The sequence below is a fragment of the Sulfitobacter sp. M368 genome, from assembly GCF_025141875.1.
Taxonomy (GTDB): domain Bacteria; phylum Pseudomonadota; class Alphaproteobacteria; order Rhodobacterales; family Rhodobacteraceae; genus Sulfitobacter; species Sulfitobacter mediterraneus_A.
In genome coordinates this window covers 1,163,082-1,180,285 of the sequence record NZ_CP081113.1, presented here as the reverse complement: position 1 = coordinate 1,180,285, position 17,204 = coordinate 1,163,082, and the positions used below count along the sequence as shown (strand labels likewise).

Annotated in this window: 15 protein-coding genes; 9 read left to right on the top strand and 6 right to left on the bottom strand. The window is 57.9% G+C overall.

Translation table 11 applies throughout. The annotated features are described in order from the left end of the window. Positions 1–4: 4 nt before the first annotated feature. Together K3754_RS05940 and K3754_RS05935 are read right to left on the bottom strand one after the other, a co-directional pair. Positions 5–709, bottom strand: a complete 705-nt coding sequence (locus K3754_RS05940; protein WP_259941901.1) for a TetR/AcrR family transcriptional regulator — start codon at positions 707–709, stop codon at positions 5–7. A gap of 122 nt (positions 710–831) precedes the next feature. Continuing rightward, positions 832–2,112, bottom strand: a complete 1,281-nt coding sequence (locus K3754_RS05935; protein WP_259941898.1) for a tetratricopeptide repeat protein — start codon at positions 2,110–2,112, stop codon at positions 832–834. A gap of 402 nt (positions 2,113–2,514) precedes the next feature. On the opposite strand from K3754_RS05935, the gene K3754_RS05930 reads away from it, so the two are divergent. From K3754_RS05930 to K3754_RS05900, 7 genes are read left to right on the top strand one after another with little or no spacing between them, the layout of a single operon-like run. Further along, positions 2,515–3,855 carry an ABC transporter substrate-binding protein gene (locus K3754_RS05930; protein ID WP_259941896.1) on the top strand — a complete coding sequence of 447 codons (1,341 nt, stop codon included), beginning with the start codon at positions 2,515–2,517 and terminating at the stop codon, positions 3,853–3,855. A 51-nt stretch (positions 3,856–3,906) separates the two neighbouring features. Then, positions 3,907–4,887: a carbohydrate ABC transporter permease gene (locus K3754_RS05925; RefSeq protein ID WP_259941892.1), complete on the top strand. Its 981-nt coding sequence runs from the start codon at positions 3,907–3,909 to the stop codon at positions 4,885–4,887. Next, the gene (locus K3754_RS05920) at positions 4,887–5,888 is read left to right on the top strand and encodes a carbohydrate ABC transporter permease (protein WP_259941890.1); all 1,002 of its coding nucleotides are present in this window, start codon (positions 4,887–4,889) and stop codon (positions 5,886–5,888) included. The genes K3754_RS05925 and K3754_RS05920 overlap by 1 nt, the downstream gene beginning before the upstream one ends. A 4-nt stretch (positions 5,889–5,892) precedes the next feature. Further along, on the top strand, positions 5,893–6,978 hold the full coding sequence (locus K3754_RS05915) for an ABC transporter ATP-binding protein (protein WP_259941887.1): 1,086 nt from the start codon (positions 5,893–5,895) through the stop codon (positions 6,976–6,978). Beyond that, on the top strand, positions 6,975–7,709 hold the full coding sequence (locus K3754_RS05910) for a hypothetical protein (RefSeq protein WP_259941885.1): 735 nt from the start codon (positions 6,975–6,977) through the stop codon (positions 7,707–7,709). Before K3754_RS05915 ends, K3754_RS05910 begins: the two co-directional genes overlap by 4 nt. A gap of 27 nt (positions 7,710–7,736) precedes the next feature. Further along, on the top strand, positions 7,737–9,170 hold the full coding sequence (locus K3754_RS05905) for a sulfatase-like hydrolase/transferase (protein WP_259941882.1): 1,434 nt from the start codon (positions 7,737–7,739) through the stop codon (positions 9,168–9,170). A gap of 4 nt (positions 9,171–9,174) precedes the next feature. After that, the gene (locus K3754_RS05900) at positions 9,175–10,176 is read left to right on the top strand and encodes a Gfo/Idh/MocA family protein (RefSeq protein WP_259941879.1); all 1,002 of its coding nucleotides are present in this window, start codon (positions 9,175–9,177) and stop codon (positions 10,174–10,176) included. Between the two features lie 20 nt (positions 10,177–10,196). Here the strand turns inward: K3754_RS05900 and nanR are convergent, their stop codons facing one another. Further along, positions 10,197–10,922, bottom strand: coding sequence for a transcriptional regulator NanR (nanR, locus tag K3754_RS05895; protein WP_259941877.1), 726 nt, complete (start codon positions 10,920–10,922; stop codon positions 10,197–10,199). A gap of 179 nt (positions 10,923–11,101) precedes the next feature. On the opposite strand from nanR, the gene K3754_RS05890 reads away from it, so the two are divergent. Further along, positions 11,102–11,938 carry a phosphogluconate dehydrogenase C-terminal domain-containing protein gene (locus tag K3754_RS05890; protein ID WP_259941876.1) on the top strand — a complete coding sequence of 279 codons (837 nt, stop codon included), beginning with the start codon at positions 11,102–11,104 and terminating at the stop codon, positions 11,936–11,938. Between the two features lie 3 nt (positions 11,939–11,941). After that, positions 11,942–12,775, top strand: a complete 834-nt coding sequence (locus tag K3754_RS05885; RefSeq protein WP_259941875.1) for a sugar phosphate isomerase/epimerase — start codon at positions 11,942–11,944, stop codon at positions 12,773–12,775. On the opposite strand, the gene K3754_RS05880 is transcribed toward K3754_RS05885, so the two are convergent. The 3 genes from K3754_RS05880 to K3754_RS05870 are packed head-to-tail and all read right to left on the bottom strand — an operon-like array spanning position 12,760 to position 17,115. Beyond that, on the bottom strand, positions 12,760–14,127 hold the full coding sequence (locus K3754_RS05880) for a four-carbon acid sugar kinase family protein (protein WP_259941874.1): 1,368 nt from the start codon (positions 14,125–14,127) through the stop codon (positions 12,760–12,762). The genes K3754_RS05885 and K3754_RS05880 overlap by 16 nt on opposite strands. Continuing rightward, positions 14,124–15,371 carry a ribulose-bisphosphate carboxylase large subunit family protein gene (locus K3754_RS05875; RefSeq protein WP_259941872.1) on the bottom strand — a complete coding sequence of 416 codons (1,248 nt, stop codon included), beginning with the start codon at positions 15,369–15,371 and terminating at the stop codon, positions 14,124–14,126. The genes K3754_RS05880 and K3754_RS05875 overlap by 4 nt, the downstream gene beginning before the upstream one ends. After that, a complete protein-coding gene (locus K3754_RS05870; protein ID WP_259941869.1) occupies positions 15,364–17,115 on the bottom strand; it encodes a hypothetical protein in 1,752 nt (583 codons plus the stop codon). The genes K3754_RS05875 and K3754_RS05870 overlap by 8 nt, the downstream gene beginning before the upstream one ends. Positions 17,116–17,204: the final 89 nt, after the last annotated feature.

The following is a 17,204-nucleotide window of genomic DNA, read 5'->3' as shown; positions in this document are numbered from 1 at the left end:
GTCCCTAAGCTTGATCAACCTGCCGGGCAAACATCCCTGCGGCTGCGGCACTGACACCAAACACCGCAGTCTGTTCGGCCAAAAGCCGGGCCGCGGCGGTGCGGGCCAGCTGCCCTTCCCGCCACATGCGGACCCCCTCAAATGTCTGGCGCACAAGAAAATGCGCCATGACGAAGCAAGCCTGACGCCGGTCTTTTGCACTGCGATGGGCCAGCGCCGGGGCACCTGCATCCGCTGGCATGATTGCATCCAGGTGATCGGTAAGATCCTCCACCAGCGCCGCCTCACCTTGATCCAGCACCGCGCCCAACGGGCTGCGATCCTGCCGGTAGCGCAGGAACAATTCCATCAGTGGGCCGGTGTCTTCGATCAGATCGAACAGCCCCTCGTAATAGGGGGTCAACGTCGCTGCATCACTTGGATTGGACTGCCGCAGCGCCGCCATTCGTTCTGCAATGGGCGCCCGCACCGATGCTTCGATCCGCAGCGCAAGGGCCGAGATACAGTCGTCCATGTTCTTGAAATGCGCGTAAAAACCGGACTGCACAATATCCATCGCCCGCGCAATGCGCACCGTCGAGAGGGCCTCTGGCCCATTCTCAAGCGCCAGCATGATCGCAGCGTCCAGAATACTGCTGCGATTGATGTTGGAATTGGGTTTGCGCCCTCTGCGCCGCGGCGGCTTGGCGGTCTTGGTGTCGTCAGTCATACCATTTGGATAGCACATGCTTTCCAAGCGCGGACAGACGAAATTTCGGCCTGTTTCCGGCGTGAAAGGCTGCAAACGCTTGGTTCCGACACGCGGTTCTGGCCATTCCCGCCAAATCGCGGTTACGCCCCAAAGCCTGCAATCGGCGGGGCAGCGGCCAGCACCGGCCTGCGCGTGTTCAAGCTGCGCCGTGCCTCTTCGGTCAGGCCAAGCTTGAGCAGGACATTGGCGTAGGTCAGTTCCAGCAGATCACGTTGGGCGCGGCTGCCGCCAAGCCGCTCCGTTGTTCCCATAACCATGACCAGCTCCTCCAACGCCGCCTGCCAATCCTGACGCGCAATCGCCCCCCATGCCCGCGCGACGGGCTGTACAAGATCGCCGGCAAAGCCCTTGGCTGTGTCGCAGATATAGGCCAGACGATCTGCGTTCCCCGCCATGGCATGGGCCAAGGCCGCATGCATATCGGCGAAGCTTTGGCCGGTTTCGGGGAAAAGCTGTGTGGCATACTCACTCAATTCCGACCAGCGTTTCGGAGCAACGGGCAGGCCCGCAAGTTCGGCTCGGTAAAAGATCGCGGCGGTATCTGTCAGCACATTGATCGGCAGGCCCTTCGCCGCCTGCGGACCGACGCCAACATCAATCGCCGCCCACATGCCCTGCGCATCGCCGTCATGAAGCGCCCAAAGTGCGGCATGCCAGCTCAGGTGCCCATGCAGCACGGCGCGGTCGTCATAATCCACAAGCCAATCGGCCAGATACCGACGCCCCGCCGTCGTATCTCCGGCCTCATATTGCGCGTGTGATTTGAAATGGGCCGCATTGGCATTGCGCGCATTCAGGGCCAGCGACTTGTCCATCAACTGCATCGATGCGTCGATCTGACCGGTCTCACAGAGGGACAGCGCATGCATCGACATCATCCACCAATCCTCGCAATAGTGCGGCAAGAGGGCCGAGGTATAGGCCAGCAATTCGGCCTCGCGACCCACTTCGCCAGAAAACCCGATCAATCCGAACACATTCGCGCAAAGCTGGGCTGCAAGCGCATCCCGTGGATAGGCGCGCACATGGCTCTTCACCATTGCGCGGGCTTTGTGCGGTTGGCCCGCAAACAGCAGGGCAAAGCACTCGACATGCTGGCGCTGCCGTGTATCCAGTCTGGCCGCAAGAGTTTGGGCGCGGGCCATCGCGGCCTTGGCCGCCGGCATTTGGCCGGACATCATCAGCGCCCGCGCCAGCCCCACATGCCCAAGGGCAAAACCTTCATCCTGATCAACGGCCGTTTGAAACGCCTCTGCCGCGCCAAAATCTGCCGCCAGGAACTGTCTGACACCCAGGTCGTATTGATCCAGTGCCGCTTGGGACGTGACCGTAATTTGGTTGCCATAGCTATCGGTCAACATGGATTTATCCTTTCACAAGGGGCGCGTGGTCCCTGAATGGTTTTCGAGCGACCATAGGGCGTTTCTCTTCAAATGTCTGCGGCTGGAGATGCATTTCCTGCTGCGCCGCGCCGTGCATTTCGTTGAGGCGCAAGTCGCCCAAGCACGATGAGACTGCGCGACCGGGGTGTTTCGGCTCATTTACAGAAAGGTAGCGATCCAATCTTAACTCACTGATGTATTGACATAGAATTCGGGCGTCCTGTCAAAATCGGCCAACACCCACCCAATGCCACAGCCGTATCATGCGCCGGAATCCGGCCTTGGCTTCGTGACATTTCATTGGCCGATAATAAAGATTTACAACTGGTATGATGACATGATATTGATACCGCATAAAGCAAAACGAATAGGGGGAAGACAATGTCAAAGGCACTATCAAGATTGGGCTGCGCGGTCAGTTTCGCGGTTGCAGGCCTGACCGGAATGGCCGCTGCACAAGAGACCGTGCTGGAAGTTTCGGCCACTCAACCAGAGTATTTTGCCCAGGATCGGGCGATCTGGGATCTTTACGAGGAAGAAAATCCCGGCGTAAAGATCGAGCTGTTTGCAATCAACGAAGACACCGAAGCGGCCTTTCAAGCGCGTGTAGCCGCTGGCGATCCACCCGACATTCGCGGCCTGACATTTCCTACACAAGACAATTACAAGACATACCTGAACCTCATGGAAATTGATTTTCCGTGGTGGGACAAGGCCAACTACGACGCCCGCCAGATCTTTGAAAAAACCCATGGCGTAAAAGGCTATGCCCCCGCATTCAACGTGCAGGGTGGCTTGTTCCTGAACATGATCTACTACGCCGACGAGATGAAGTTGGCCGGACTTGACCCTAAATCAGTGAAATCCGTCGATGACTTGCGGGCGCTTCTCGAAGAACTCAAGGTCTACGTCGCGGGCCGCGACGATCTGGAATATGTTCTTGATATCGGTTGGCATCCACGTTTCTGGGGCCGCTGGATGTTGGAAGCATGGGCCGTTGGCCTCGGCGCCTCCAAAGAAGATGTGCGCGATTTGTGGACTGGCAAAATTGCCTGGACCGATGAGGCGAACAACCCATTGGTGCCGGCCCTGAAACTGGCCAAAGAGTTCACCGAAAAGGGTTATTTCCCGAACAACTGGTGGAATCGCGCATGGGAGCAGGAGTTTGAAGCCAGCTTTATCACCGGCAAATCCATCCTTGCCGTGCATGGACCTTGGCTTTGGAACAAGGTGATGGCGCAGAATCCCGATGTGGAACTTGACGGCATCTTTTTCCCGCCAAATGCCGATGGCGTCGTGTGGCAGGATGCAACAACCGCTGATCGTGGCTCTGCCCTTTATGCGGCCAACAAAGACGATCCGAACTTTGACGCGGCGAAAAAGGCATTTTACTGGTGGACCTCCCCGGAGATCGTCAAACTGCGCGCCGAAGCTGTTGGCTATGTCCCCGCCATGGATCTGTCCGAACAGGGCGGTGTGGAATTGCAAAACCCGCAATATCTCAAGCTGGTCGGGCCATCCCTTGACGCAGGCGAGATCACTTTTGACAGCTCCCTTGGTGGTCAGGCTGCGGCCGGTCCGATGCAAAAAAGTGGCACACCTTTCGTGATCGAAGATAACGTGATGGCATCTGAAATCGGTGATTACGTTTCCGGTGAACAAAGCCTCGCTGATTTGCTTGCTCTGATGCAGGAACGGTGGGACCAAGCTTACGGGCAATAGGATCACCCGCTAACCACCTTTTCCACCCAGGCTATTGCGACGGAGCAAGGCATGAATACGAGCAGTCAACACGGGCGCGTGGCCTCCAATAAGGCCACGCGCGATCAAGCCGCAAAGGCACGGAGCAGGCGGGAATTTCTGACCGATCTGATTTACATCGCACCGCAGTATATCATCTACATCGGCCTGCAGATCCTGCCCTTCGCGATTGCGCTTCCGATCATCTTTACCGATCAGGTGGACTTCCTTGATCAGGACGTCAATTGGGTCGGGTTCGACAATATCGCCTCGTTGTTTCAGGGGCCGCTTGATGAACGGCTTTTTGCAGCATTGCGGCGCACGATCATCTTTTCCTGTGTGAATTACGTGATGGTCTTTCTGTTCGGCTTTTTGCTGGCGCTCGCCATGTTCGAATTGGTGTCAAAGCTGAAGGGGCTGTTCTTTACCATCATCTATATGCCTTGGATGTTGTCCGGCATCGGGGTTGGCCTGATCATGGTCATGCTGTTTTCCACGGACACCGGATCGTTCAATCTGATTTTGTCCGAGGCAGGGTTCAGCAACAATGCCTTTGATGCCAAAAGCGAGACAACCTCACTTTATGTCCTGCCCTTCATGTACGGTTGGAAAGCGGCCGGATTTAACATGGCGCTGTTTCTGGGTGGGTTGCTTGCTATTCCCAGTGAGACAATCGAATCTGCACGCATGGACGGCGCCCGCTATTGGCAGCGTGTCAGGTACATATACCTGCCGCAGATCGTGCCCAGCATGATCATCGCGACCATCTTCTCCATCATCAATTCTTTCGGGATCTTCGATGAACTTGTCGGCCTCGGTGCATTGGCTGGCAATCAGAACGGTGAATTTATGTCTATCTTCATCTATCAGCTTGGTTTCGGGTCTGCGACGATGGGCGGCGCCAAGATTGGCACCCTGGCGCAAGGTATAACCGCGTCAATGGTGATTTTCCTGCCACTCGTGTTTCTCGCGTTCTGGCTCAACCGGCTGCAAAAGAAATTGAGCTATCACTGATGCGTAAATCTACCCGGAAAAAGTACCTGCTGATTGCCTTTCTATCGGCCTATTGTCTGTTGACGCTGACACCCTTCTATATTCTGGCGGTGCGGGCTTTCACGCCGACAATTGAGTCCACCGAATTGCACCTTTGGATCCCCGAGCGCCGCGACCTGTCGATGAATGCGCGGATCGGTGATCTATCAACAATCTACAACGTCGATGCCCGCGCCTTCCGGCGGGAGATGGGGATCAAAGGGTATCTGAACCCCCAGCTGAAACTGAGCCAGATCGCCGAGAAGTATGAGATCGAGCCGGAGAGCATCCGCAGCTATCTCGAACCGTTTGTCCAATACAATGGGATTTATACCATTGTGAACAATGGCTTTGTCCGCTCACTCATAGCCACAATCGTTGTTACTGGTGCCTCCGTTCTGGTCGGGGCCCTTTTGGGGATCATGACCGGATCAGCCCTGGCCGGGTTCCGGCGGCGATGGCATATGTTCGTCTACAACACCTACCTATTGAACATGATCATTCCACCCATGATGGTCATCTTGCCCCAATACATCATCATCACGCGGTATCTGGGGTTGGAAAACAGCCTGCTGTCGCTGGTCTTGCTGCACATCAAAGGCGGCGCCCTGTCCACGATGGTATTTACCTCCTACATCGCAACAGTTCCGCGCGAATTGAAAGAGTCCGTCTATATGGATGGGGGCAAACACTATCACTATTTCCTCTACATCCTGCTGCCGCTTATGGGGACACCCTTTGCCGTCTTTGCGTCCATTACCATGCCCTGGTTCTGGAACGATCTGCTACATGCGCTGGTGCTGCTGAGACCTGACAACTACACCCTGCCCGCATTTGTGGCATCTATAGGCGGCACGTTCACCACCAACTTCGAGGCGATCTTCTCGGGCGTGCTGTTGTCACTGCTGCCGATCCTGGTCGTTTATCTGGTGTTCCAGAAATTGTTTATTCGCTCGGCCATGGCCGGCGCGGTCAAAGGATAGGCCCATGACACAAGTAACCCTTACCAAAGCCGTCAAACGGTATGGTTCCGTTGAAGTATTGCATGGCATTGATCTGGAAATTGAGGCCAACAAGCTGACGGTCCTGCTTGGCCCGTCAGGCTGCGGCAAGTCCACCCTGCTGCGGATGATCGCGGGCCTGGAAGACATCAGCGATGGCGAATTGCAGATCGGGGACCGGATCGTGAATGAGGCCGACCCGTCGGAACGCGGATGTGCCATGGTGTTTCAGAACTATGCGCTTTACCCGCACCAGACTGTTTTCAAGAACATGGCTTTTCCCCTGAAAATGAAGGGCACGCCAAAGTCAGAAATTGACATCAAGGTGCGCGAAACCGCCCGTGTGCTTGAGCTTGAGCCGCTTCTGGACAGGCTGCCGCGTGACCTTTCAGGCGGCCAACGCCAGCGGGTTGCCATGGGCCGTGCGATGATCCGCAATCCCAAGGTGTTCTTGTTCGATGAACCGCTGTCTAACCTTGACGCCGAATTGCGGGTCAAGATGCGGCTCGAAATTGCCAGATTGCAAAAGGAACTGGGTGCCACAATGATCTTTGTCACCCATGACCAGGTCGAGGCGATGACCTTGGCCGATAACGTGGTGATCCTGAACAGTGGCTATGTTCAACAGGTCGGTGCGCCGCTTGATATCTACAACCATCCCGCAAACCGATTTGTTGCGGGGTTCATCGGCTCACCCTCGATGAATTTCCTGCCCGTCGAAAAAGTGGACAACGGGCCAAAAGGATCGGTTGTGTATCTGCAAGGCGGCCTTCAGGCAAAGTTCAAGCGGCAAGTGCCACAAGGCACCCGCACCTTGGGTGTGCGCCCTGAACATGTGATTGTCGGCGGGAGCACGGTAAACATTGCTGCTGCCGATTTTACCGAACTGGGGGCAGAGCATTTGGGCGACCGGGCCTATCACCATATTTCGCTGCCGTTTGGCGACTTCACTATTTTGCAGGCCGAAGGTGGGTCGATACCTTCAAGCGATGCATTGTCCTTGGGTTTTGCCGAAGCGCGGCTTCATTTCTTTGATGATGGCGGCATCGCACTGACGGGCAAAGACATATGATCGCTGCCCTGCTCCGCCGGTCCTTGGTTGATCTGTGGGACAATGCCGTCTCTTGTTTCGGCCTGAATATCGCTGTGCTGAGCCTTGCCGCGCTTTTTCTATACCCGATCTCGCTGACCTATGCGTTGTCGCCGGTGTTGTTTGCGCCCGCGATGGTGGTCGCGGTTTGGTTTGGCCTCGTGGCATTGGCCGCCACTGCAGAACTGGTAAGCCAAGTTGCGGCGCGGGCCGATATCAACGTTTCATCGATGCGGCCCGACTGGCTGTTTTGCCTTGTTTTGGCTTTCACCTTGGTCGGGCTTGGCGGGGCGGCAATGCTTTTGCTGCTGGGCGCTGATGCGGGTTCTGCCCAAGGGGTAGCGCGGGCCGTGGGCGGCGGTTGGCTGATCCTCGTCGTGCTGGAACTTGCCGTATTGTCGCCCGCCTTTGCCTTGGATCGCGCCGCCGCCCTACCCCGCAGACTTGCCGAACTTGCCGGGATTGTCCTGCGGTATCCGCTGGCCTGCTTTACCATTCTGGCATTGTCGATGTTGGCCATGACAGCCACGGTTGGCCTGCTCCCCGGCCCTGCTGGCGCAGCCTATCTCTATCTGCGGTCCGGCCGCATGATGCGCGTGGGATTGAACGCAGCGGGCAATCCAAATCCGATGACCGACGCCATTCATCATGAACGGCAGCGTGTCGCCAACCGCACACCGCGTAATTTGTTGCAGCCATGGCGTACGTCGTAGTTGCCAGATCAAACCAAAGGAAACTGAATGAGCCGGCCTAACATTCTTGTCATTGTAACCGACCAACAACGGGTGGATTCCGTCGGGGCCTACGGGTCCACTGTCTGCCGGACCCCGAACATGGACAAGGTTGCCAAAGCCGGCATGCGATTTGACAAGGCCTTTACGCCCACAGGCCTGTGCTCGCCCGTGCGGTGTTCCCTGCTCAGTGGTGTTTATCCGCATGAACATCGCGTGTTGACCAATGTGGGCCTGCATCCGGTGCGCGCTCAGCTTGAACCTGCCGATGATCGGATGTCTGCCGCTTTGAAGTTGGCAGGATACCGGATGGGCTATGTTGGCAAATGGCATGTCTCAAAGATCGACCCGCCGGGGTTTGGCTACGAAGATTATGTCAGTCTGGGCGACTACATGACTTGGCGGCAGGATCAGGGGTTAGCCATGCCTGACGCCTTTAACGATTACCTCACCCAACGCGCTGTCAGGGACGAGGCACCTGCCGACAAAAGCCGCCCCGCCTTTCTGGCCGACAATGCCATTCGACTGATCGACAAACACCATGCGGGCGATGATCCATTTTTCCTGCGGCTTGATTTTCACGGACCGCATTTCCCCAATGTTGTGCCAGAGCCCTATTTTTCGATGTACGACCCGGCGGATATCCCGCAATGGCCGAACAATGCCGACACCCTGGAGGGAAAACCCTCGGTCCAGAGCATCAAACAAAAGCACTGGCGCACGGAAAATCTGCCCTGGGCCGATTGGGCGAAACTGATCTCGGCCTATTACGGCGAGATCACAATGATCGACGATCAGGTCGGGCGTGTGCTTGACCACCTCACGGCTCTGGGGCTCGACGATGATACGCTGGTAATCTGGACATCCGATCACGGCGACACCATCGGGGCCCATGGAATATGCAACAAAGACTACACGATGTACGAAGAGATCTACCGCGTGCCCATGCTCATGCGGTGGCCCGGAGTGATCCCGAAGGGCAGCACCTGTGACGCCTTCGTGCATCATTTTCTCGACATTTGCGGCACGGTCATGGAAATCGCCGGTGCCGAAAGGCCAGACGTGTTTCATGGCCGGTCCCTGCTCAGCCAAATGAAAGGCGCCCCACCCCCGGACGACTGGCCAGATAGCGCCTATTGCGAATTTCACGGCAGCCATATGGGGCTGTATTCCATGCGGCTGCTGACCACCGACGATTGGGCCTACATCTACCACACCAACGATATCGACGAGCTTTATGATCGCAAGGAAGACCCATGGCAGATGGTCAATCTGGCCCAAAGCAAGGACCACGCAGACGTCTTGGATATGCTCAAACGCAAGATGGTCGGATGGATGGCCGATACCAATGACCATTTGCACAATGAATGGACCGTTGATTGGCTGACCAAAGATCCAGAACTGATTGCGCAGGCGCCCGGACGCCGGCGGACCAAATGGTGACAACATGGGACTGAGAATTGGACTATCCGGCGCTGGCTATATCGCGCCTGTACATATCGAGGCATGGCGCCGCGCAGGTGCAGAAGTGGTGGCCATCGCGGACCCGGACCTTGCACGGGCACATTTCACCGCGGATCACTACCAGATTGGCAAAATCCACACGGATGCACGCGCCATGATAGATGCAGGCGAGATTGACGTGCTGGACGTCGCGGCCCCTCGACAGGTGCACATCGAACAATCGCTGGCCGGTCTCGCGGCCGGATTGCCTGTCATTTGTCAAAAACCGCTTGCACCCTCACTGGCCGAGGCGGAAGAGTTTGCGCAAAAGCTGTGCGCGGAAGACCGGTTTATGGTGCATGAAAACTGGCGGTTCCGCCAGCCCTACCGCCGGATCAAACAATGGATTGACCAGGGTCTTGTCGGTGACATTCGCCATGTCTCGATGGCGATGCGGTCCACCGCGATGCTGCCTGATGAGACCGGCATGCGGCCTGCGGCTGGCCGCCAGCCGTTCATGTTGAAAGAGCCCCGCCTCGTGCTTGCCGAAGTGTTGATCCACAACATCGACACGGTTCGTTTCCTTGTCGGGGATCTCAATCTGATCTCTGCCCGCGCCGCCCGCGTGGATCCTCAAATCACCGGCGAAACCTCGGCAACCTTAAATGCAGAAACCACCAACGCGGTTCCGGTGTTGATCAGCGGCGATATGACCGCACATGGCACCCCAAACGGCGCAAGCGATTGGCTGGAAATACTGGGTTCGAAGGGGCGCGTGACCCTTGAAAACACTTTGCTGCGCCTGCATGGGCCGCAACCTCAGGAAATCGACTTTGGTGAGGACAACCTGCTTGCCGAGGCCGCATCCGCGACCATCGCGCATTTTGTTGAACAACTGGAAAGCGGCGGCGCCTTTGAGACCGGTCTTGAGGACAATCTCAAAACGCTGCGTCTGGTCGAACAAGCCTATGCGCTTTCTGCCCCGATAGGTGCGGCGCCGCAGTAACCATCCGTGCGAGAGGGTTGCTAGGAATCGCTGCGGGCGTTGGCCTGATCGTACAGGGCATTGCTGCGCATCAGGTGCCGTTTCATCGCGCTGCGCGCCTGCGTCGGATCCCCCTGGGCGATGGCATCAAAAATCTCTTGATGCTCTGACAGGGTCAGCTCTTCGAGGCCCGGCGTGCGCACATTGGCGACGTGAAACACCGAAAGCCAGTCGAAAATCGCATGGGTCACAGCACTGTAAAGCGGATTGCCGGGTATCTCGGCGATTGCCTGATGGAAACGGCCGTCCAAAGTCATGAATTTCACCGGCGCATCCCGCGCGTCCCGCAGCGCATCCATGATCTCGGCCAGATGATCCAATTGCGCCTGCGTGCGCATATCTGCGGCCCGGCCCACCAAATAGCATTCCAGCCCGATCCGGGCTTCCTTGAGATGCTCAAGCGTGGTCCCGGAATGCGACAGGATATGCTTCATTGTCAGGCTCATCTGATCCAGCGCACCATCCATGGACGGTTCTGCGACCCGCGGCCGTTCGCCGTGGCGCACCTCGATCAAACCCATGCTTTGCAGCGATTGCATCGCCTCTCGAATCGCGGGTCGGCCAACGCCATACTGGTTCATCAACTCGCGCTCTGACGGCAGGATATCCCCCGGCCCCAAAGCCTCGCGTTGAATGGTCTCAAGAATGCGCTCTTTGACTTCGTCGCTCAGCTTTCGACGTCGTATCGGTTGGGTCTGGGGGGCCAAGGTTGCCTCGCTATCTCAAGATCTTCCGATCGCTCATTGCACTTGTATGACATGTAAACCAGTGAACCCGACGTTTCCAGCCCTTTGGCCGCAGTGTTGACTTATCTCGGGGTTTGCCGCATAAAGTGGTATACTATGTTAATCACATAATCTCTATCTGAAATCCAAACGGTAAGTACATGAACAATAAAATTGCGATACTCGGTGCAGGCGGAAAAATGGGTGCGCGAATTTCGCGAAAAATCCATGAATCTCAATATGATCTGGTTGCTATCGAAATTTCTGACGAAGGCCGGGAACGCCTTGGCAATGCAGGCATTCCGGTGACCGATGGCGATGATTGGATCAAAACGGTTGATGCTGTTGTGCTTGCCCTGCCGGATTCTGTTATCGGGCAGGTCGCGGACAAATTGGTGCCACGCCTGAAGCCTGGCACGATTGTACTGATCCTGGACGCGGCTGCGCCCTATGCCGGGGTCTTGCCCGAACGCGAGGATATCACCTATTTTATCGGCCATCCGTGTCATCCGCCCATTTTCAACGACGAAACCGATTGGGAGGCCCGCCGCGACTATCACGGCGGTGTGGCCAATCAAGCCATCGTTTGCGCCTTGATGCAGGGACCAGAGGAACACTACGATATTGGCCGCGAGATTTGTGAAACCATGTGGTCGCCGATCATCCGCACGCACCGGGTGACCACCGAACAACTGGCCATTCTTGAGCCGGGCTTGTCCGAGATGGTCGCTATGCCCTTCATCGACGTCATGGTCGAAGCGGTGGATGAATGCGAAAAGACCTACGACATCGACCGGCAAGCCGCATTTGATTTCCTGATCGGGCATCTCAACGTCGAATTGGCCATGTGGTTCGGATTCTCACCCAAAGTGCCGTCTGACGCTGCGCTTCGGTTGATGGAATTTGCCAAGAAAGTGGTGGTCAAGGATGACTGGCGCCGCGCCCTCGACCCCAAAGTGGTCAAGGAAGCCTCTGAGCTGATCGTTAGCGGCGGTTGATCCGTGACGCTTGCAGTTTCCACGGTTCTCTACGATGGCTACAGCTTTGATGCCGGTCTCGCCGATATAGCCGAGGCCGGTTTCACGCTGATCGAACCTGCCTATATTCATGGCTATGTCGATTTTGGTGAGACCGACCTTTCCGAGCCCGCCGCCCGGCAATTGCGGCACCGCGCCCAGACCGAAGGCCTGGGCATTCGCGCGGTGTCGGCACATCTGGATTTGGGCGAGGCGGACGCGGCAGAAATGCTGCGCCGCCGGGTTCGTTTTGCGGCGGAACTGGGCGCGGAATTCCTGATCACCAATTCTGCGTCTCATGCCCGAATGGACAGTTTTCGCGCCGCGCTTGAGACTGCGCAAGATGAATGCGAGGCAACAGGCGTTGTTCTGGCCTTGGAAAACCCCGGCCACGGGGCGGACAACCTGATTGGGACGCTTGCCGAGGGCAACGCGTTGCTTGACCGGATCGGCGCTGATTGGATCGGATTGAACTACGATATCGGCAATGTTTTCACATATTCACGCGGCGCATGTGACCCGCTTGACGATCTGGCCGGTGATCTGCGGCACGTCGTTCACTACCACCTCAAAGACGTTGCAACCGTCGCCGATGATTGGGTGTTTACGCCCATTGGCCAAGGCGATTTGCCCTATGACCAGATCATTCCTGCACTGATGCAGCATGGGGATGTCCCCGCCTCGTTGGAAATGCCATTGCGCCTGGCGCGTCCGGGCCGCGCGGATCCGGTGCGGCGCCAACATCCGTGCAGCCGCACCGAAATTGCAGCGGCCTTCACCACCTCACGCGCATTTTGCCGTAGTTACGGGTTGGTGTGATCCCGCACACCGTCGCACAAGTCACAAAAACAGCTGGTGCGTCCCATCTGCCCGCCCTTCAACGCGATCTCTAGCCCGTCTGTTGCCGGATCGTCCGACGCCGCACGAAACATCGCCGCCCCCGGCGAAACCGGTGCAAGCGCCTCAAGCGCAAATATGTTCAGCTCTTGGGCGGCATGGCTGGAACTGTCGCCGCCGGATATGACAACCCGCGACGCGCCGGTCTGTGCAATGAGATCTTGCAGAAGTCGGCCAAGGACATGCCCGATGCGACGGTTCGTTTCGTGCAGTGTCAGGCCAGCTGCCGCGACTGACCGCCGGTAGCGCTCAACCGCGGGATCGTCAGGCCCGCGCGCCGTGTAGATCAGCGGGCTTTGCCCAGACTGGAATGCCTTGACTGCAGCGCCGCGCGCGGCGTCCAGCGCCCTGCGCGATGCCGGACCATCCACAGCAATCTCAGCAGCATCAAGGGCGATCCCAACGAATCCGTGTGAAGTGGCATGTGCAATCTGCGCCGCAGTGACCGCAGAAACAGAGCCTGACACCGCGAGTATATTCTGCACCGGAGCGAGGCGCGGCAGCGCGGGCGCCGTTGGGATAATGCCGGTCGCGGCCCAATGGGCCACCAATGCGTAAGCAACCCCCTGCGAGCCGACCGCGAATTGCGGCGCTTGGCGGTTGTCCCAGATCAACTTGCCGCAACGGGACATGTCAGCCTCGCTCTGCGCATCCAAACTGATGATTTCCGCGCCGCTTTGCACGGCATTGGCCAGACAGGACGCAGCCCCTTCATCATCAACCAGCGCTGCCAGATCAACCAACCCGAACTGCCGCCCGGTCTGGCGTGAGAGGTGCAGCGCAACATCGGATTCCTGCATCGGCGTGACCGGATGCCGGGCCATCACGGGATGCCGGTCCAACCGGTACACTTTGGTCGGCGCACCGGCAAAAAGATGGCCAAAGCACTGGTAGCGGCGCATTTGCGGTGCCGCGACGAGGCAGGGCACCCATGCATTGTCAAAAACCCGCTGGCCAATATCAATGGCCCGGCCAATTGACCCGACCTGCGGGGCGGAATCCAGTGTGGAGCAAACCTTGTAAAGCGCAATCTCCGCACCGCTCTGATGCAACCACTCAAAGGCCACTGGCAGATTGGCCTCCATCCATTCTGGCGTTTGCGCCCGCGCCGCCCCCGCAAGTCCAACCGCCCGTGCAGCGCTAAATCGGTCCCTTTGCTGGTCGGTTGGCGGCTTTAGGAACAAGACCCCGGACACTCCTGCAAAAGCCAACACCTCCAGCACTGCGGCTGATCCGGTGAAGTCGTCACCATACCACGCCATCAAGGGAATCATTGATCAAACGCCTTGATTGCCGCCGCCAGCGCCGGATTGCCCCGCGCCGCTTCGCCGATAGGAATACCATTCATGGCCGCATCCCATGCCGCCCGCATCGCCCGAACACCGGCGGCCGCGCCGTGGGGGTGGCCTGCAATGCCGCCCCCTGCCGCGTGGATCAGATCTGCGCTGCCCAATTGCCGACAGGTTTCCGCCGCCTGCAACGGGGTCTGCGCCGATGAGAAGACAGGCATCGCAAGGCAGGGCGCCTCAGGCCTCAGCGGCGTCAAACAAGCCCGCGCCGAACGGATCACACTTTCGTCGGCCTCGCAAAATTTGTTGCGCAGCCCGTTTACATGCATGTGGTCCGCACCCGCCAGCCGCCAAAACTTTTGCCACGCCACGTAAGACCACCCAAGCATCGGTTCACGGCTCAGATATCCCCACCCATTCCGGTGCGCATGGATCGGCAATTCGGAATGCCGCGCCAAGGCCAACATCCCTGACAGTCCGACAGAGTTGAGCGATACCATCACACAGGTTCCGCCAAGATCCCGTATCAGATCATGCCGGCGGCGCATCTCGTCCACTTCTCCTGTCAGGTTGAATGCAAACATAATCTTGCGGCCCGTCCTGTTTGCGGCGAGGTTGATCACCTCCATGACTGCACGCGCCCGATCTTCGAAGGGGCAGGCAGGACCATCGGCCTGCAATTCGTCATCCTTGATAAAATCAACGCCAGCTTCGGCAAGGTCCGCGACCATCGCAGCGGTTTGTGTTGGGTCAAGTCCGACGGATGGTTTGATAATCGTACCAATCAAGGGCCGCTTATGCACCCCGCTCAACCGGCGGGTGCCCTCTATGCCAAATTTTGGGCCGGGGTTGTGGCTGGTGAATGCGGCGGGCACCCGCAGATCCAGAATGCGCAGCCCGGTGAACTGGCGCAGCTCGAACAGATTGCCTGAGATCGTTGCCATCAGATTGGGTAGTGACGGCCCCAGGTTTTCCAGCGGCCAGGACAGGGTCACCTTGGCCACGGCATAGGATTGCGCCGCGATCGCCCCCGGCAACGAGGGCTGCGCAACGGTGTCTATTGTCTCGACATGTTGGACCCGCGCCGCGGCGCGTTCGATCAATTCGGGCGTCTCCGATGCCAGTTTCACGAAGGTTCCTGACGATTGCTCTCCCGCCATTACGGCGGCGGCATCTGCAGGATCAATCGGGGTTTCGATCAAATAGTCAGCTTCTATTCGGTCACTCATCTGCGCGGCTCCGGTTTTGAGGCAAAGGTCTGTCTGGATGCATAGAGATGTGGCAGGACATCGCAGGCAGCACGCGATGGGTGCCTGCGGCGGCGTCTGTGCCAACCAACAAAGTGCCAACGGGCGAAATGCCATCGGGCAACCTCTGCGAGGTAAGATTGCAATTTGCGGTTATCGCTGTTGTGCCTGCGCTGAGGCGGTAAACACCGTTGTCATAGGCCGCTGTCACATTACGCCCTGACAAACCTGCCAACTGGCCAACCACATGGCCAATCGGATGCAGGCGCCGGTTTTGGTCAGCGATAGAAAACGGACCATCCAGCGCCCCGAGGCAGATCGCCTCCGCCCCGGCACGGGCTGCAAGGGTTGCCGCAGCGACGGCATATGCGGCACCAAAGCTGGTGCGCTGCCGAGGATCATCATCGGTCATGGACATCTGTGCGCCATCCGGGTTGGGCAGCAGCCCATCTGCATGCGGATTGCTGCGCATCGCGATCGCCACCAGACCAAGTCGATATGCCCGATCACCGGCTATGGCGCAGGCACTGCGCATCACGTGGCGCAACCCCGTGAGGGTTTCAAGAACGGATTGATCATCGGCGGAATGCACAATTGCGGCATTGCCATGGGTTACATACGCCCCCTGTCCTTCAGATGGCCGGCGACGGTTCAGCTCCGTGAAATGGGTCAAGGCGCCAACGCCCAAACCTGCGCCTCGAAAGGCTTGCGCGGCAAGGTCGGCAGCCGCGGCAAGGCCAAGCCCCGAAGGGACGGCCCCATCCGGCGGCAGCCGTTTGAGATACCCCGAAGGAAGCGCAACAACATGTGCCACTTCAACGCCAGCGTCACTTAGATCTTGGGCAAGTCCGCGCATAAAATATTCGGCCCGCGTCGGATCGGGCGGCAGCACAATCTCCGCATCAATGGGGGTGCCACCGGACAGATTGCCCAATTCAGCATCCGTCCAAGGTGCATCTGAATCAAACCGGACCAACCGTCGCGCGCCTTTCGGAAGGGCCGTCTGGGGGGCCGGTTTGCCCGCGACAAGCAAGATCTCCGGCATCCAGACGCTGCGCGGTTGGGTGGTCTTGACCGTTGCCCTTTTTTGCGGTGCGCCAGTGATCTTGACGGTCACGCGCTGGCAAATCACCTCCCCTGCTTCAAACCGTCTGGGACGCGGATCGGCAAGTGGCGGACAATAGGCCTTGAAGGATGCATCAGACCAGTTCCGCTGATCCTCCAACTCAAAAACCTCGCCCTCAAAAGTGAGGGCAACCTTTGCCGACTGCACGGTATATTCGATGCCCTGCATATCGAAAAACGGCTGTTCGGGGCTGATCAGCTCTGGAAACCTCCCCAATTCAACCCTTCCGTTTGAATGCAGGACGTTTGCAGATCTCCCGGAAAGATCGTCGATGGGGAACAAGACATTGAACCCGGCGCGATTGACCTCAAAGGCCCGCCTGCTGGTCAGCGACATCTCAAGTGAGATCAAACCGCTGTCTTGCGCCGTGACCGACAGACAGCTCTCGAAATTGTCCGCAAACACCTCGCGACGGGTCCAATGAAACTGCTCTGGCGTCGTGGTTTGGACCTCTTCGACATCCTGCGATGGCAAGACTTCCCACTTAAGACCACGAACCGCAAAGAACACCGAGTGCAGGATATTGACCCCGCCCCAAGAAAGATCGCGCAGACCCGCGCCTGCCGTCGAAAACGTCAGTCGGTTGAGGTTCACAGCCAAGGGCTCAGACTTTTCTCGAAAAACAAAAGATCACCTGATTATACCAGTTGCCTCTTGAATATGGGCAGGGTGTTCATTTGTCAATCAAT

Coding starts and splice junctions, on each gene's coding strand:
- K3754_RS05940 (WP_259941901.1), bottom strand. CDS start 709: ATGACTGACGACACCAAGACCGCCAAGCCGCCGCGGCGCAGAGGGCGC.
- K3754_RS05935 (WP_259941898.1), bottom strand. CDS start 2,112: ATGTTGACCGATAGCTATGGCAACCAAATTACGGTCACGTCCCAAGCG.
- K3754_RS05930 (WP_259941896.1), top strand. CDS start 2,515: ATGTCAAAGGCACTATCAAGATTGGGCTGCGCGGTCAGTTTCGCGGTT.
- K3754_RS05925 (WP_259941892.1), top strand. CDS start 3,907: ATGAATACGAGCAGTCAACACGGGCGCGTGGCCTCCAATAAGGCCACG.
- K3754_RS05920 (WP_259941890.1), top strand. CDS start 4,887: ATGCGTAAATCTACCCGGAAAAAGTACCTGCTGATTGCCTTTCTATCG.
- K3754_RS05915 (WP_259941887.1), top strand. CDS start 5,893: ATGACACAAGTAACCCTTACCAAAGCCGTCAAACGGTATGGTTCCGTT.
- K3754_RS05910 (WP_259941885.1), top strand. CDS start 6,975: ATGATCGCTGCCCTGCTCCGCCGGTCCTTGGTTGATCTGTGGGACAAT.
- K3754_RS05905 (WP_259941882.1), top strand. CDS start 7,737: ATGAGCCGGCCTAACATTCTTGTCATTGTAACCGACCAACAACGGGTG.
- K3754_RS05900 (WP_259941879.1), top strand. CDS start 9,175: ATGGGACTGAGAATTGGACTATCCGGCGCTGGCTATATCGCGCCTGTA.
- K3754_RS05890 (WP_259941876.1), top strand. CDS start 11,102: ATGAACAATAAAATTGCGATACTCGGTGCAGGCGGAAAAATGGGTGCG.
- K3754_RS05880 (WP_259941874.1), bottom strand. CDS start 14,127: ATGATTCCCTTGATGGCGTGGTATGGTGACGACTTCACCGGATCAGCC.
- K3754_RS05875 (WP_259941872.1), bottom strand. CDS start 15,371: ATGAGTGACCGAATAGAAGCTGACTATTTGATCGAAACCCCGATTGAT.